The sequence below is a fragment of the Marinobacter pelagius genome (assembly GCF_003315345.1).
Taxonomy (GTDB): Bacteria; Pseudomonadota; Gammaproteobacteria; order Pseudomonadales; family Oleiphilaceae; genus Marinobacter; species Marinobacter pelagius_A.
Window position 1 is genome coordinate 87,737 of sequence record NZ_QNRO01000008.1, and the last position, 13,487, is coordinate 101,223.

The following is a 13,487-nucleotide window of genomic DNA, read 5'->3' on the forward strand; positions in this document are numbered from 1 at the left end:
CTCTCCTGCTTAGCCAAACCTCCGGGGTCAGAAGAAAGCCTTCTTCTGACCCCATCTTCACGTCGTCTATCTCCTCAGTCGCGTCATAAAATTGACTCCCGCCATCGGGCCGTCTTAAATACCAGTAAAGTATCCAACGGAAGGTCAAAATGTCTAAAGATAACAAAGTGCTGGTGCTCGGTGAGGACGAACTGAGGCAGCACGATCTGGTTACGATCCTCGAATTTGTCGGCGAAGGGCAGGTCGTCGCCGGCGACGAAGCTTTGGCGCTGCTGGCCGATGGCGAGGAGTCACAACGGGAAGAAGTCGGGGTCGTTCTGGTCAGCGGTGCCGGCAGCGTCGTCGGCGAAACTCTTGCCCGGGTGTGTGAATTGCTTCCAGGGGTGCCGATATTGCTGGTGAACGGTACCGACCCTTCCGGGCTGGCCGACCAATGCGCCAGCCACATCATTGCCCGCCTCGAATGGCCACTGAATTACGCCAAGTTTGTGGACTCCCTGTATCGGGCACAGATATACCGGGACCAGGCTGACCGCAGCCGGCAGGAGCGAGGGCATTTGCGTGGTTTGCAGCTGTTTCGCAGTCTGGTCGGCACCAGTCGCAAGATCCAGCATGTGCACCAGCTGATGGAGCAGGTGGCAGACATGGACGTGACAGTACTGATCACTGGTGAATCCGGCACCGGCAAGGAAGTGGTCGCCCGCAACTTGCACTACCATTCCTCCCGGCGGGATCATCCCTTTGTTCCGATGAGCTGCGGCGCAATCCCGGCCGAGTTACTGGAGAGCGAGCTGTTCGGCCATGAAAAGGGGGCATTTCCCGGTGCGATTTCTGCCCGGGCGGGGCGGCTGGAACTGGCCGGTGGTGGCACCTTGTATCTGGATGAAATTGACGCGCTGCCGCTGCCGCTGCAGGTGAAGCTGCAACGGGTCCTGCAGGACCAGACCTTCGAGCGCATGGGTAGCCATCGCAGTGAAAACGTCGATGTCCGGATCATTGCCGCCACCGACCGGAGCCTTGAGGACATGATCGAGGCCGGTGAATTCCGGGAAGATCTCTTTTACAGCCTGAATGTCTTTCCCATCGAGATGCCGGCTCTCCGGGAGCGGGTGGAGGACATCCCGCTTCTTATCAACGAATTGATCTCCCGCATGGAGAAGGAAAAACGGGGTTCGTTGCGCCTGAACTCGGCGGCGATCATGAGCCTGTGCCGTCATGACTGGCCCGGAAACATCCGCGAACTGGCAAACCTGATCGAGCGGCTTGCTATCATGCACCCCTACGGCGTGATCGGAGTGCAGGAATTGCCGAAGAAATTCCGCTATGTCGACGATTACGATGAGAACCGACCGGTTGAGGACTCCGGCATGCCCTCCGGAGTGCCCGGTCTGGTGGGGCTGGATGCCCCGGCACTGCTGCCGGTGAATGGCATCGATCTGAAGGAGTACCTTTCCAACCTCGAGAAACAGCTGATCCAGCAGGCCCTGGATGAAGCGGGCGGCGTGGTGGCCCGGGCCGCGGAAAAGCTCCGCATCCGTCGGACGACGCTGGTGGAGAAGGTGCGCAAATACGGCCTTCGGGAAGAGTCGGCCGAATCCTGAGAGCTCGCACCGGCGACAAAAGCTCTGTTCTCAGCTATCCTGAACTCCTGAAGAGCGTGGCCAGTTCCGTACTGTGAGGGCTGGTCGCAGTCGCTACATGGATTGCTTCTGGAGGTTTTGTGAATGCCGATACAGACGAGCCTCGCCGAGGACGGCAAAACGTTGGTTATCCGGATTGAAGGGCGCTTTGACTTCAGTACGCACCAGGCGTTCCGGGATTCCTACGAGCATGCCGGCGCGAAGGTGACCAACTACGTTGTTGACCTGTCGGACACCACTTACCTCGACAGTTCTGCCCTGGGCATGCTGCTTCTGCTGCGCGACCACGCCGGTGGCGACAGTGCCCGGATCTCGATCGAGAATTGCAACAGTGATGTCCGCCGCATTCTCTCCATCTCCAATTTCGAGCAGCTTTTTGCCATCAAGTGACCCAACACAGCCTGCGAATTCTGATTGCAGATGACAGTGACACGGACCGTCTGATCCTCCAGGCCCTCATCAAGCGCCTGGGTCACGAGGTGATAGAGGCGACGGATGGCCTCGAGGCTGTGGAAAAATTCCGAGAGGGAAGCCCGGACATTGTCCTTCTGGACGCCCTGATGCCCCGGATGGATGGCATGGAAGCCGCCCGGCACATCAAGGCCCTGGCGGGTGAGCGCCTGGTGCCGATCATTTTCCTGACCTCCCTGTCCGATGCCGAAGACCTGGCCCGGTGCCTGGAGGCCGGCGGCGACGATTTCCTGACCAAGCCCTACAGCCGGGTGATCATCGAGGCCAAGATCAAGGCCTTTGACCGAATGCGGCGGATGCACGATACCCTCTCCAGCCAGCACGAGGAAATCAGCGAGCGCAACCGGCAGTTGCTGGAAGAGCAGACCATTGCCAGACGGGTGTTCGACAACGTCGCGCACACCGGTTGCCTGGATTCACCAAACATCCGTTACCACGCCTCGCCGCTGTCGGTGTTCAACGGTGATGTCCTGTTTGCCTCGCCGCGGCCTGCTGGCGGCATGCTGATATTCCTGGGTGACTTTACCGGCCATGGTCTGCCGGCGGCCATTGGCGCCATGCCCGTTGCGGAGATCTTTTACGGGATGGCGCGCAAGGGTTTCAGTGGCGCCGATGTGCTCAGGGAGATCAACCAGAAACTCAAACTCATCCTGCCCACCGGCATGTTCTGTTGCGGTGCCATGGTGGAGGCAGATTTCAAGCTGGGGCAGCTCAGGGTCTGGAATGGCGGGCTACCGGAGGCCTGGGTGCTGCGGGGGGATGGAGAGCAGTTGCTATTGCCATCCCGACACCTGCCCCTCGGTATTCTGCCCCCGGAGCAGTTCGAGAGCGTGATGGAAACCGTGCACGTCCAGCCTGGTGACAGGTTGCTGGTGATGACCGATGGCGTGCTGGAGGCAGCGAATGGCCGGGGAGAACTGTTCGGGCTGGCCGGAATCCGTCGCTGCCTCGAGCAGGTGGAGCCAGCCGGGCATCCGTTCGATGTGGTTCTGGAGGGTGTGCGGGCGTTCAGTGACAAAGCCGCCGAGTCTGATGACCTGACCCTGGTTGCCCTCGATATCACAGACCAGCCAGCGGTGCCTGACGTGTCGGGGCAGTCATTGCCCTCGGCCCTGGCCGGGCCGACCGAGTGGCGGTGTGAGTATGAAATCCGGGAGCGTACCCTCGGTGACTTCAGCCCGTTGCCGCTGTTGTTGCATATCTGCCTGGAGGTGCCAGGGTTGCGGACACGGGGTGGCGAGATCTATACCCTGTTGTCCGAGCTCTACAACAATGCACTCGAGCACGGCGTCCTGCAGTTGCCATCGGAGTGGAAGCGCAGTGCCGAGGGGTTTGGCCGGTATTACTCCGAGCGGCAAGCCAGGCTGGCGCGGGTTGAGGGTCATTACATCCGGTTCAGCCTTCACCACACCCGGAAACCCGGTGGCGGCCGCCTGCGTGTGGTCTGTGAAGACAGCGGTGCCGGCTTTGATTTCCGCAATCATCCGCTGGTTTCCGGTGAGACCGGGGAGGGCATCGGACCCCGTTATGCCGGTCGTGGTTTGTTGCTCTTGAAACGTCTGAGTAAAAACATCACATTCCGGGGCAAGGGTAATCACGTCGAAATCGTTTATGATTGGAATTTCTCAGCGCACCAGGGGGATGGTGATGACAGATAGACAACACCTTGATGAAGAGGCTCTGGCGGAACTTCAGGACGTCATGGAGGATGAGTTCGATGTTCTGATCCAGACCTACATCGTTGACTCCCGGGACCGCATAGCCAGCCTGAAAACCGCACTGGCGGCATCTGATGCCGATGCTTTCGCCAAGACCGCCCACAGCCTGAAGGGCAGTTGCATCAATATTGGCGCGCCCCGGCTTGGGGAGTTGTGCCTGGAAGCGGAAGAAGCGGGCAAGGCTCAGGATCTCGGGGAGGCATCCCGACTGGTCGCGGCGATCGAGCAGGAGTTTGCGGCCGTGACTGGCCTGCTAGAGGGGTTCCTGGTGCGCTGAAGCCATTCCGGATACCGGCACCCTGAGGGCCCCGGTATCCGGTCGAAAGGCTTCAGTCGGTCTTCTGCTCGTAGATGGCCTTGCCCCAGGCCTCCTTGCTGCCCGGCAGGACCAGGTTGAGGGCAACCGCCACCACCGCACACAGGGCGATCCCTTCAAGTTGGCCAAGCGCCATGTTGCCGATGCCGAACACCAGGGTCACGCCGACGATCACCAGGTTGCGTGATTCGGACAGATCCACCTGGTGACGGATCAGGGTGTTCAGCCCCACCACTGCAATGGAGCCGAACAGCAGGCACAGGATGCCGCCCATCACCGGTACCGGAATGGTCTGCAGGGCCGCACCGAACTTGCCGACAAATGCCAGAACGATGGCCACGACCGCTGCCCACCACATTACTTTCGGGTTGAAGTTCCGGGTCAGCATGACCGCGCCGGTTACTTCCGAATAGGTGGTGTTGGGCGGGCCGCCCAGCATGGACGCCGCACTGGTGGCCAGGCCATCCCCCAGCAGTGTGCGATGCAGGCCCGGTTTTTCCAGGTAGTTCTTGCGGGTCACGTTACCGATGGCCAGGACATCGCCGATGTGTTCGATAGCCGGGGCAATGGCCACCGGAATCATGAACAGGATGGCGCTCCAGCCGAACTCCGGGGCCACGAAATCGGGCATGGCAAACCAGGGCGCTTCCCTTATTGGCGTCATATCCACGATGCCGGCAAACAGGGACAGGATGTACCCGACAATAACACCGAACATTATTGGAATCAGGCGGAAGATACCCTTGGCCCAGAGGGTCATGACGATAGTGACCGCCAGCGAGATCATGGCAATCCAGATGGCGGTGTCGTAGGGCACCAGTTCAGCGGAGCCGTCACCGGCCTTTCCCGATGCCATGTTGACCGCAATGGGCGCCAGGCCCAGGCCGATGGTCATGATTACCGGCGCGATCACCACCGGCGGCAGCAAGCGGGTGACGAAGCCGGTACCACGAAGTTTTACCGCGGCACTCAGGAGGATGTACAGGATACCCGCGGCCATCAGGCCGCCCATGGTCTGCTCCAGCCCGAACTTGCCCTTGGCGGCAATGATCGGAGCGATGAAGGCGAAGGAGGAGGCCAGAAAAATGGGTATCTGCCCGCCGGTCACGACGTGGAAGATCAGGGTGCCGATGCCGGCGGTGAACAGCGCGACGTTAGGGTCCAGGCCGGTGATCAGCGGCATCAGCACCAGGGCGCCGAAGGCGACCAGGAGCATCTGGGAACCGGCAATGACCTGTTTCCAGACCGGATCGTTGGTATGGTCCTGCATGTTCAGACGTCCTTCTGCTTGGTGCCGAAGATCTTGTCACCGGCATCGCCGAGGCCCGGCAGGATGTAGCCCTTGTCATTCAGGCGCTCGTCCACGGAGGCAGTGTAGATGGAGACGTCCGGGTGTTTGTCCAGGACTTTCTTGATGCCTTCCGGTGCCGCTACCAGCACCAGTGCGCGGATCTCGGTGCTGCCGGCCTTCTTCAGAAGGTCGATGGTGGAGATCATGGAGCCGCCGGTGGCGAGCATCGGGTCAACGATCAGGGCCATACGCTGATCCAGTTCCCCCACGAGTTTTTCCAGATAGGTGCTCGCTTCCAGGGTCTCCTCGTTGCGGATCTGGCCGACCACGCTGACCCGCGCGACCGGAATCAAACTGAGCACGCCGTCCAGCATGCCCAACCCGGCACGGAGGATAGGAACAATGGTCACCTTTTTACCGTGAATCTGCTCGACGTTCACCGGGCCGGCCCAGCCTTCGATGGTTTTTTCCTGCAGGTTGAAATCCTTGGTAGCTTCGTAAGTCAGCAGGGCGCCGACTTCCTGTGCCAGCTCACGAAAATTCTTGGTGCTGATGTCCGCGCGGCGCATCAGGCCAAGCTTGTGGCGGATCAGGGGGTGTTTTACCTCGTGGATTGGCATTGGGTCACCTGTGTGTCTGGGATTATCGGGTCAAGATTGACGGATTTGCGCGTAAATGGCGCAAGGATACCGTATCTGGAAAGGCGCGTCAGGTATCATGAAATCCCCCGGGTGTTGCTATAAGATGGCACTTTCTGCGGGTTGCGCGGCAAGAGACCAGAAACACTATGACAACTGCAAATCCGGTACAGGTCATCGCGGTATCCGGCGGCAAGGGCGGCACGGGCAAAACCAGTATTTCAGTGAATCTCGCCATTGCGCTGGCGGAAAGAGGCCGGCGGGTCGTGGTCCTGGACGGAGATCTCGGCCTCGGCAATGTGGATGTGTCGCTGGGGATCACAGCGAGCCACACCCTTCAGGAGGTTCTGGAAGGCGAGTGCGAACTTGAGGATATCCTGGTGCAAGGGCCCGCCGGAATCCGTATCGTGCCTGCGCCCTCCGGCAGCCTGCGAATGACCCGGCTCGAGGCCCAGGAATACGCTGGCCTGATCAACGCCTTCAGCGAGCTCGGGGACCAGATGGATGTTCTGATCATTGATACCGCCTCTGGCGTGTCCGAGGCAGTGGTCAGTTTTCTGCGGGCGGCCCAGGAGTTGCTGCTGGTGATCTGCGACGAACCCACCTCCATCACCGACACTTATGCCCTGGTCAAACTGATGAACCGGGACTACGGGATCAACCGGTTTCGCGTGCTTGCCAATCAGGTCCGTAGCGAGCAGGAAGGCCGGCAGCTGTATGACAAGCTGATCCGGGTTACCGAGCGTTTTCTCGATGTGGCGCTGGAATACGCAGGTATGGTGCCCCATGATGAGGCCTTCAGAAAGGCAGTGCAGCGCCAGCGGGCCGTGGTGGAGGCGTACCCCCGTGCCAGGGCCTCACTGGCGATCAAGGCCCTGGCGGAAAAAGTGGATAGCTGGCCACTGCCATCGTCTCCCCGCGGCCATGTGGAATTCTTTGTGGAGCGGCTTGTCTGAGCCCGAACGAGGTCTGATCTTGATGGATACTGGTAATGAATAAACTGTACCCGAGGGCCAGCACGGCCCTGCATGCCGTTTCCCGCCACGAGTTTGTTGCCTGCTCGGACCTCGCCCCCTCCATCACCGGACACTCCATTCCCCGGGAGGAAACCGTCCGGCATCTGCTGTCCCTGATACCTGAAATCGAGCCGGACCAGACTGTGATGCACGTTGGTGGTGGCTCGGGCTACCTCGCTGCAGTGCTGTCGGAGCTGGCCCGGCGGGTCATTTATGTGGAGCGCAACCCGGTGGTCGCCGAAGCGGCCCGGGAGCGTTTCTTCCGGCTCGGCCATCACAACGTCGATGTGGTGGCGGCCGATATCGAGAGCGCGCCCGAGTTGGATGTCCTGTGTGATCTGGTACTTTGCACCACCTTCCTGCCGAAGCGTGACGTGGTGCTGCCATTTCTCCGGAACCAGGGCCGGCTGGTCTGCCTGGAGGGCCGGGCCGGGCCGGTTCCGAGCCTGGCGATGTTTGAGAAGCAGGGCTTTGGCCTGGTCCGGTTGCGCACCCTCGGCTGGGTCGATTTCAACCGCAATGCGGAGCAGATCCTGATTGATCTCGGGGTTATCGATGAAAAAGTGCTTGCCGAGTCCAAGGTCGAGGCGGCCCGGACCAATGCCCGGGTACTGGATCTGGTGCGGCGCAAGCTCAACCTGGAGGAGATCGATCTGTTCCGGACGCTGGCCCAGCAGCGGGGCATGGCGTTCAAGGAAGCGGACGAGTTGCTGCCGGAGCTGCAGCCCGCTCTGTTCCGGCGATTCTCACGAACGTTCCTTGACCTGTCGCGACTGGTGCCGGTGGCGGAAGCCGATGGCAAGATCATCGTTGTTACCGACGATCCCGATGCCCGCACTGACCAGCTGGAGCGGCTGACGCCCAAGTCGGTGATCGAGTGCCTGCTGGTCACGCCGACGGATTTCCGCCGGCTATGGTCCGCTCTGGATCTGACCGCCCAGGGCAAGCAGTTCGTGGCGGATCATGGCGCTGGCGGTGATGACCGGCAGGGACAGCGGGCCGAGACGCCGGCTGCGCTCGGGGAGCATGGTGGCAACAAACAGGTGAGCCCTTACCTGGTCTCGGTGTACGAAGCCATTCTGCTGGACGCGGTCAGTGAGAAGGCCAGTGATATTCACATCGAGCAATACGGCGAGCGGGTCCGGATTCGTCTCAGGGTTGATGGCGAACTGCACGATCTGCCCCAGTATCAGCTCAGTCCCCGCGAACTTCGGGGGGTGATCAACGTCATCAAGCTGCGTGCCGAACTGAACATAGCCGAGCACCGACTGCCCCAGGGCGGGCGTTCCCAGCTCAAGCTCGGGGATGCCGCCTACGATCTGCGGATCCAGACCCAGCCGTCGCTGCACGGCGAACACGCGGTCATCCGGCTGCTGCCCCAGACCGGCCGCGCCATGACCATTGCCGAGCTGGGCATGTCCAGGACCATCGGTGCCCGCTATCAGCGCCTGTTGGATAACCCCGCAGGCCTGGTGCTGGTGGTCGGGCCGACCGGATCCGGCAAGTCCACCACGCTTTATGCCGGCCTGCAGACCCTGGCCGATGATGGCCGCCGCAAGGTCATCACCGTCGAGGATCCGATCGAGTACTCCATCGACAATATCCAGCAGACCCGGGTCCGGACCGAAATCGGCTTTGGCTTCGCCGATGCCATGCGGGCCTTCGTCCGGGAAGATCCGGACGTCATCCTGGTGGGTGAGATCCGGGATCAGGAAACCGCCCTCGAGGCAATTCGCGCTTCCCAGACCGGTCATGTGGTGCTCTCCACTCTGCACTGTAACGACGCGGTGGACTCGCTCCAGCGCCTGTACGATCTTGGCGTTCATCCCAACTCCATCGCCGGTGAGCTGCTTGCGGTCATTGCCCAGCGGCTGGCCAAACGCATATGCCGCCATTGCCGGCAGCCGGCGGAGCCGGACCCCGGCATCCTGGCCGAGCTGTTCCCTGATGGCGCCCCGGCCGATTTCCGATGTTTCCAGGGGGAGGGCTGTGACAAGTGCAATGGCCGGGGCACTCACGGTCGGGTCGCCATTGTCGAGTACATGGAGGTGGATTCCGACATCCGCAACGCCATCTCCAGCCAGCCACCCATCGGCGAGTTGCGTTGGCGGGCCCTGGATGCGGGCCTGATCACCATGCGTGACAGTGCCCTGGATCATGTAATCGAAGGGGTGATTCCCCTGTCTGAATTGCCGCGTATCCTGCCGAGGGAGCGCATGGCACCGGAAGTTCGTGGCGGCCGCAGGAGTACCCGATGACAGCCAGCAAAACAACACAGCAGCACAAGGCCGCCCAGCGGGAACCGGCCGAGGTTACTTACGCCGTGGAACTGGACAAGCTCGCCTCCCTGGATGAGGGCCCGGTGCCGCCGGGGTGGCGCATGTCCCCCCGGGCGGTGGAAAAGTTTGTCATGGGTGACGATGCCCTGGGCATCGAGCGCAAATTCGTGGCAGACCGGGCCATGGTGGTCCGTATCATCATTTCCCTGTGCACCAGCCGGGGCTGCCTGCTGGTGGGCGAGCCCGGCACCGCCAAGTCCTGGCTGTCGGAGCTGCTGGCGGCCGCGATCTCGGGCGGTTCAACCCTGACCCTGCAGGGTGGGGCGGTCAGCCAGGTCAGCCAGTTGCTCTACAGCTGGAACGAGGCAATCCTGAAGAACGAGGGGCCGTGCCTGAAAGCTCTGGTGCCCAGCCCGTTGCTACGGGGCATGATGGAAGGTCGCCTGGTCCGGTTCGAGGAGATCGCCCGTTGTCCCCAGGCGCTGCAGGATGCCCTGCTGTCGGTCTTGTCCGACCGGGTGGTGGTGATTCCGGAGCTGGCCGGAGACGAGGGCGTCATCCTGGCCCGGGAAGGGTTCAATGTGGTCGCCACCTCCAACAGCATCGATGAGGGAGTGCACGCCATGAGTGCGGCCCTCAAGCGCCGGATGGACTTTGAGGAGATACGGCCGATTCGCAACCTGGCCGACGAACTGGACGTGGTGGTCAGGGAGGTCCGCAAGGCCAATGCCGCCGCCGGTGTTTCCGTGGAGCCGGACCCCCGAGCGCTCGAGGTGCTGGTGACCATGTTCCATGAGTTGCGTAACGGCCAGACCCTCGACGGGCGCAGTACCGACCGCCTGGCGGGGGCCGCACTGTCCACCGCGGAAGCGGTAGCCGTTGCCCATGCCGCCAGTCTGAACGCCTGGTATTACGGCGGAGACCCGATGACCGTGGAGCAGCTGATGCATCACATCATTGGCTCGGCGCTCAAGGACCAACCGGAGGACCGCCGGCGCCTGAAGCATTACTTCGAGACGGCGGTTGCTGCCCGGGAAGGGGACAACTGGAAACAGGCCTGGGCCCTGCGATCACTGATCCAGTAGTCAGCCTGTGTCGACCTTATGTGGCAAATTGATGTGGGGCATGAGTAATCCGGAAAACCTTTGGTTATAATACGCGCCGCCGGCAGTCCCTGCCGCCAATGATGTCTGCACCCGCCGTGTCAGTCATGAATACACCCGGTGCCGTGATAACGCGCATCGCCTGGATTCGGGGCCCTGATGTCTGAGCCGTTACTAAAGGCTGTCAATCTCCAGTGTGAACGGGATGAGCGGATACTGTTCCGCGAGCTTTCCTTCTCCGTAATGCCGGGGACGGTGACCCGTGTCGAGGGTCCGAACGGTTCCGGCAAGACGACCCTTCTGCGCATCCTCGCCGGCCTCAACGATGCCTGGTCCGGAGATCTGTACTGGTGTGGCCAGCCCAGGGCGAGGCACCGGGAAAGTTTTTTGCGTAACATGCTCTACCTTGGCCATCGGCCCGGCATCAAGCCGTTGCTCACACCCATGGAAAACCTCCATGCCCTGATGGCCGGGCGTCGGCCGGTGTCCGAAGCGGTCCTCTCGCGGGCACTGGAGGGCACCGGGCTGGCCGGCTATCAGAACGTACCCTGCCGAAACCTGTCCGCCGGACAGCAGCGGCGCGTGGCGCTTGCACGATTATTGGTTGCGGACGAGCCCCTGTGGTTGCTGGATGAGGTGTTCACCGCCATTGACGCCGATGGCGTCCAGGCGATCGAGGCGCTGCTGCAGCAGCGCGCGGCGGAGGGCGGTGCCGTTGTGGTGACAACCCACCACGACCTGAAGCTGCCGGGGATGCAGCGAATCGTACTCGGGGGAGGCTCGGTCAATGACGGGTAATCCGGTACGCGTGCATCCGGTGGCCGAGGGTGTCAGTGTCGCCGGTGCCATGAAAGCGGTTTTCCTGCGCGACGTGAAAGTCGCCTTCCGCCAGCGCCAGGATTTGCTTAATCCCCTGCTGTTCTTCGTGATGGTGGTAACCCTGTTCCCCCTCGGAGTTAGCCCGGAAGTGTCATTCCTGCGGGAGGCCGGAGCCGGTATCCTGTGGGTGGCGGCTCTGTTGTCGGTATTGTTGTCCCTGGATCACCTGTTTCGCCATGATTTCGATGATGGAACACTGGAACAACTGGTGTTGCAGCCGCAGCCCCTGTTCCTGCTGGTGCTGGCGAAGACCCTGGCGCACTGGATGCTGACCGGTCTGCCGCTGGTGATTCTTACGCCGGTGCTTGGGGTTATGATGCATCAGCCGGGGAACTCTATCGGCATTTTGTGTCTAACGCTGCTGATCGGTACGCCCGTGCTGAGCCTGATCGGTTCCATTGGTGCGGCGTTGACACTGGGGCTGCGGTCGGCGGGGGTACTCTTGTCCCTGCTGATCATTCCACTGTACATTCCGGTGCTGATTTTCGGAACCGGAACGGTTGCGGCGGCGTCGGAGGGTGCCCCGGTGGGGGCTTATCTGGCATTGATGGGGGCGTTTCTGTTTCTGGCCCTGACGCTGGCTCCGTTTGCTTCGGCATCAGCACTGAAAATCAGTATGTCCAACAGCTAACAAACACGGTAACGGGTTAACGGGTACCAATCGATGTGGCAATTTTTTCATAAGCTGGGCTCACCCAAATGGTTTTACGGGATTGCGACCCGTCTGATGCCCTGGCTGCTGGTGGTCGGTGCGGCGCTGCTGCTGGCCGGCGTGGTTTGGGGGCTGGCGTTTGCCCCGAAGGATTATCTGCAGGGGAACAGCTACCGGATCATCTTCATTCACGTGCCCACGGCCTTCCTGGCCCAGTCGGTGTATATCATGATGGCGGTGGCGGCGGTTGTCACACTGGTGTGGCGGATGAAACTGGCCGACGTCTTTGTCAAGGCGGTGGCCCCGGTGGGCCTGGTGCTTACCTTTCTTGCCCTGTTCACCGGCGCGGTCTGGGGCAAGCCCACCTGGGGTACCTGGTGGATCTGGGATGCCCGTCTGACCTCCATGCTGATCTTGTTGTTTCTCTATGGCGGAGTCATTGCCCTGGATCGGGCCATCAATGATGAAAAATCCGCCGCCCGCGCCGTGTCGGTTCTGGTGCTGGTCGGGGTGGTCAACATTCCCATTATCAAATACTCGGTGGAGTGGTGGAACACGCTGCATCAGCCCGCCACCTTCAAGCTGACGGAGAAGCCGTCCATGCCCGCGGAAATGTGGGTCCCCCTCTTGCTGTCGGTACTGGGGTTGTACTTCATTTTCGGCTGGCTGGCCTGCCTCCGGATGCAGACGGAAATCATCTTCCGCGAACAGCGAACCCGATGGGTAAAAGATCTCGTGATGGCGGGGAGGCCCTGAACCATGGCGTTTGAATCACTCTCCGCCTTTATTGCAATGGAAGGCCACGGCCCCTACGTATGGACCTGTTATGGCGTTTTTGTCGTTCTGCTGGCCGGGCTGATGCTCTGGTCGCAGCGACGGCGCCGTACAACGATGGAAGCCTGTCGCAGGAATTATGAGCGCGAGGCGCAGGGGCAGCAGCGGACTGCACGGCCAGCGGCCACGTTTACCCGAGTTGAAGTTTCCCAGGACTGACAAGCAGGTTACCCATGCATCCGATCCGTAAAAAACGGCTGACCATTGTACTCTTCCTTCTCGCCGGTATTGGCGTTGCGGTGGCGCTGACCACCTATGCCCTGCGGCAGAACATCAATCTGTTTTATGATCCCTCGCAGATCGCAGCCGGGGAAGCACCCCGGGATGTGCGTATCCGTGCCGGCGGAATGGTTGAGGAGGGTTCGGTGATCCGTGACCCGGACAGCCTCAAGGTTGAATTCCGCGTCACCGATTTCAATTCCTCGGTGCCGGTGGAGTACACCGGTATTCTGCCGGACCTGTTTGCCGAGGGACAGGGTGTGGTTGCCATGGGCAAACTCGACGGTCAGGGCCGGTTCGTGGCAGACCAGGTCCTGGCCAAGCACGATGAGAATTACATGCCGCCGGAGGTGGCGGATGCGCTGGAGAAAGCCTCCAAGGCACAGCCGAAGGCGGGCGAGACAGCCCAGTCGCCGTCGTATTGAACCAAA

At 61.3% G+C, this 13,487-nt stretch carries 14 protein-coding genes; 12 read left to right on the forward strand and 2 right to left on the reverse strand.

Annotated elements, in window-relative coordinates; genetic code table 11:
* Nucleotides 1-149: 149 nt before the first annotated feature.
* The 4 genes from DET50_RS09255 to DET50_RS09270 all read left to right on the forward strand — a co-directional run bounded on the left by DET50_RS09255 (nt 150) and on the right by DET50_RS09270 (nt 4,106).
* Nucleotides 150-1,601, forward strand: a complete 1,452-nt coding sequence (locus DET50_RS09255; protein ID WP_113862568.1) for a sigma-54 dependent transcriptional regulator — start codon at nt 150-152, stop codon at nt 1,599-1,601.
* A gap of 123 nt (nt 1,602-1,724) precedes the next feature.
* Nucleotides 1,725-2,030 (forward strand): STAS domain-containing protein, encoded by a 306-nt coding sequence (locus DET50_RS09260; protein ID WP_113862569.1) that lies wholly within the window; start codon nt 1,725-1,727, stop codon nt 2,028-2,030.
* Nucleotides 2,027-3,769: a PP2C family protein-serine/threonine phosphatase gene (locus DET50_RS09265; protein ID WP_258546097.1), complete on the forward strand. Its 1,743-nt coding sequence runs from the start codon at nt 2,027-2,029 to the stop codon at nt 3,767-3,769. The genes DET50_RS09260 and DET50_RS09265 overlap by 4 nt, the downstream gene beginning before the upstream one ends.
* Entirely contained in the window at nt 3,759-4,106 is a 348-nt protein-coding gene (locus tag DET50_RS09270) for an Hpt domain-containing protein (protein WP_113862570.1), read from the forward strand. Before DET50_RS09265 ends, DET50_RS09270 begins: the two co-directional genes overlap by 11 nt.
* 52 nt (nt 4,107-4,158) lie before the next feature.
* On the opposite strand, the gene DET50_RS09275 is transcribed toward DET50_RS09270, so the two are convergent.
* Both DET50_RS09275 and upp read right to left on the reverse strand, forming a co-directional pair.
* Nucleotides 4,159-5,415 carry a uracil-xanthine permease family protein gene (locus DET50_RS09275; protein WP_113862571.1) on the reverse strand — a complete coding sequence of 419 codons (1,257 nt, stop codon included), beginning with the start codon at nt 5,413-5,415 and terminating at the stop codon, nt 4,159-4,161.
* A gap of 2 nt (nt 5,416-5,417) precedes the next feature.
* Nucleotides 5,418-6,056: a uracil phosphoribosyltransferase gene (gene upp, locus DET50_RS09280; RefSeq protein ID WP_113862572.1), complete on the reverse strand. Its 639-nt coding sequence runs from the start codon at nt 6,054-6,056 to the stop codon at nt 5,418-5,420.
* 167 nt (nt 6,057-6,223) lie between these two features.
* Here upp and DET50_RS09285 point away from each other — a divergent pair, with 167 nt between their 5' ends.
* From DET50_RS09285 to ccmE, 8 genes are all read left to right on the forward strand, one after another.
* Nucleotides 6,224-7,030: a MinD/ParA family protein gene (locus tag DET50_RS09285; RefSeq protein ID WP_113862573.1), complete on the forward strand. Its 807-nt coding sequence runs from the start codon at nt 6,224-6,226 to the stop codon at nt 7,028-7,030.
* Between the two features lie 35 nt (nt 7,031-7,065).
* On the forward strand, nt 7,066-9,348 hold the full coding sequence (locus DET50_RS09290) for an ATPase, T2SS/T4P/T4SS family (RefSeq protein ID WP_113862574.1): 2,283 nt from the start codon (nt 7,066-7,068) through the stop codon (nt 9,346-9,348).
* A complete protein-coding gene (locus DET50_RS09295; protein WP_113862575.1) occupies nt 9,345-10,454 on the forward strand; it encodes an ATP-binding protein in 1,110 nt (369 codons plus the stop codon). Before DET50_RS09290 ends, DET50_RS09295 begins: the two co-directional genes overlap by 4 nt.
* A 177-nt stretch (nt 10,455-10,631) precedes the next feature.
* Nucleotides 10,632-11,270 carry a cytochrome c biogenesis heme-transporting ATPase CcmA gene (gene ccmA / locus DET50_RS09300; protein WP_113862576.1) on the forward strand — a complete coding sequence of 213 codons (639 nt, stop codon included), beginning with the start codon at nt 10,632-10,634 and terminating at the stop codon, nt 11,268-11,270.
* The gene (gene ccmB, locus DET50_RS09305; RefSeq protein ID WP_113862577.1) at nt 11,260-11,982 is read left to right on the forward strand and encodes a heme exporter protein CcmB; all 723 of its coding nucleotides are present in this window, start codon (nt 11,260-11,262) and stop codon (nt 11,980-11,982) included. The genes ccmA and ccmB overlap by 11 nt, the downstream gene beginning before the upstream one ends.
* Before the next feature lie 33 nt (nt 11,983-12,015).
* Nucleotides 12,016-12,759: a heme ABC transporter permease gene (locus DET50_RS09310; RefSeq protein WP_113862578.1), complete on the forward strand. Its 744-nt coding sequence runs from the start codon at nt 12,016-12,018 to the stop codon at nt 12,757-12,759.
* Nucleotides 12,760-12,762: 3 nt separating this feature from the next.
* Nucleotides 12,763-12,996: a heme exporter protein CcmD gene (ccmD, locus tag DET50_RS09315; protein WP_113862579.1), complete on the forward strand. Its 234-nt coding sequence runs from the start codon at nt 12,763-12,765 to the stop codon at nt 12,994-12,996.
* 14 nt (nt 12,997-13,010) lie between these two features.
* Nucleotides 13,011-13,481, forward strand: coding sequence for a cytochrome c maturation protein CcmE (gene ccmE, locus DET50_RS09320; RefSeq protein WP_113862580.1), 471 nt, complete (start codon nt 13,011-13,013; stop codon nt 13,479-13,481).
* Nucleotides 13,482-13,487 lie beyond the last annotated feature (6 nt).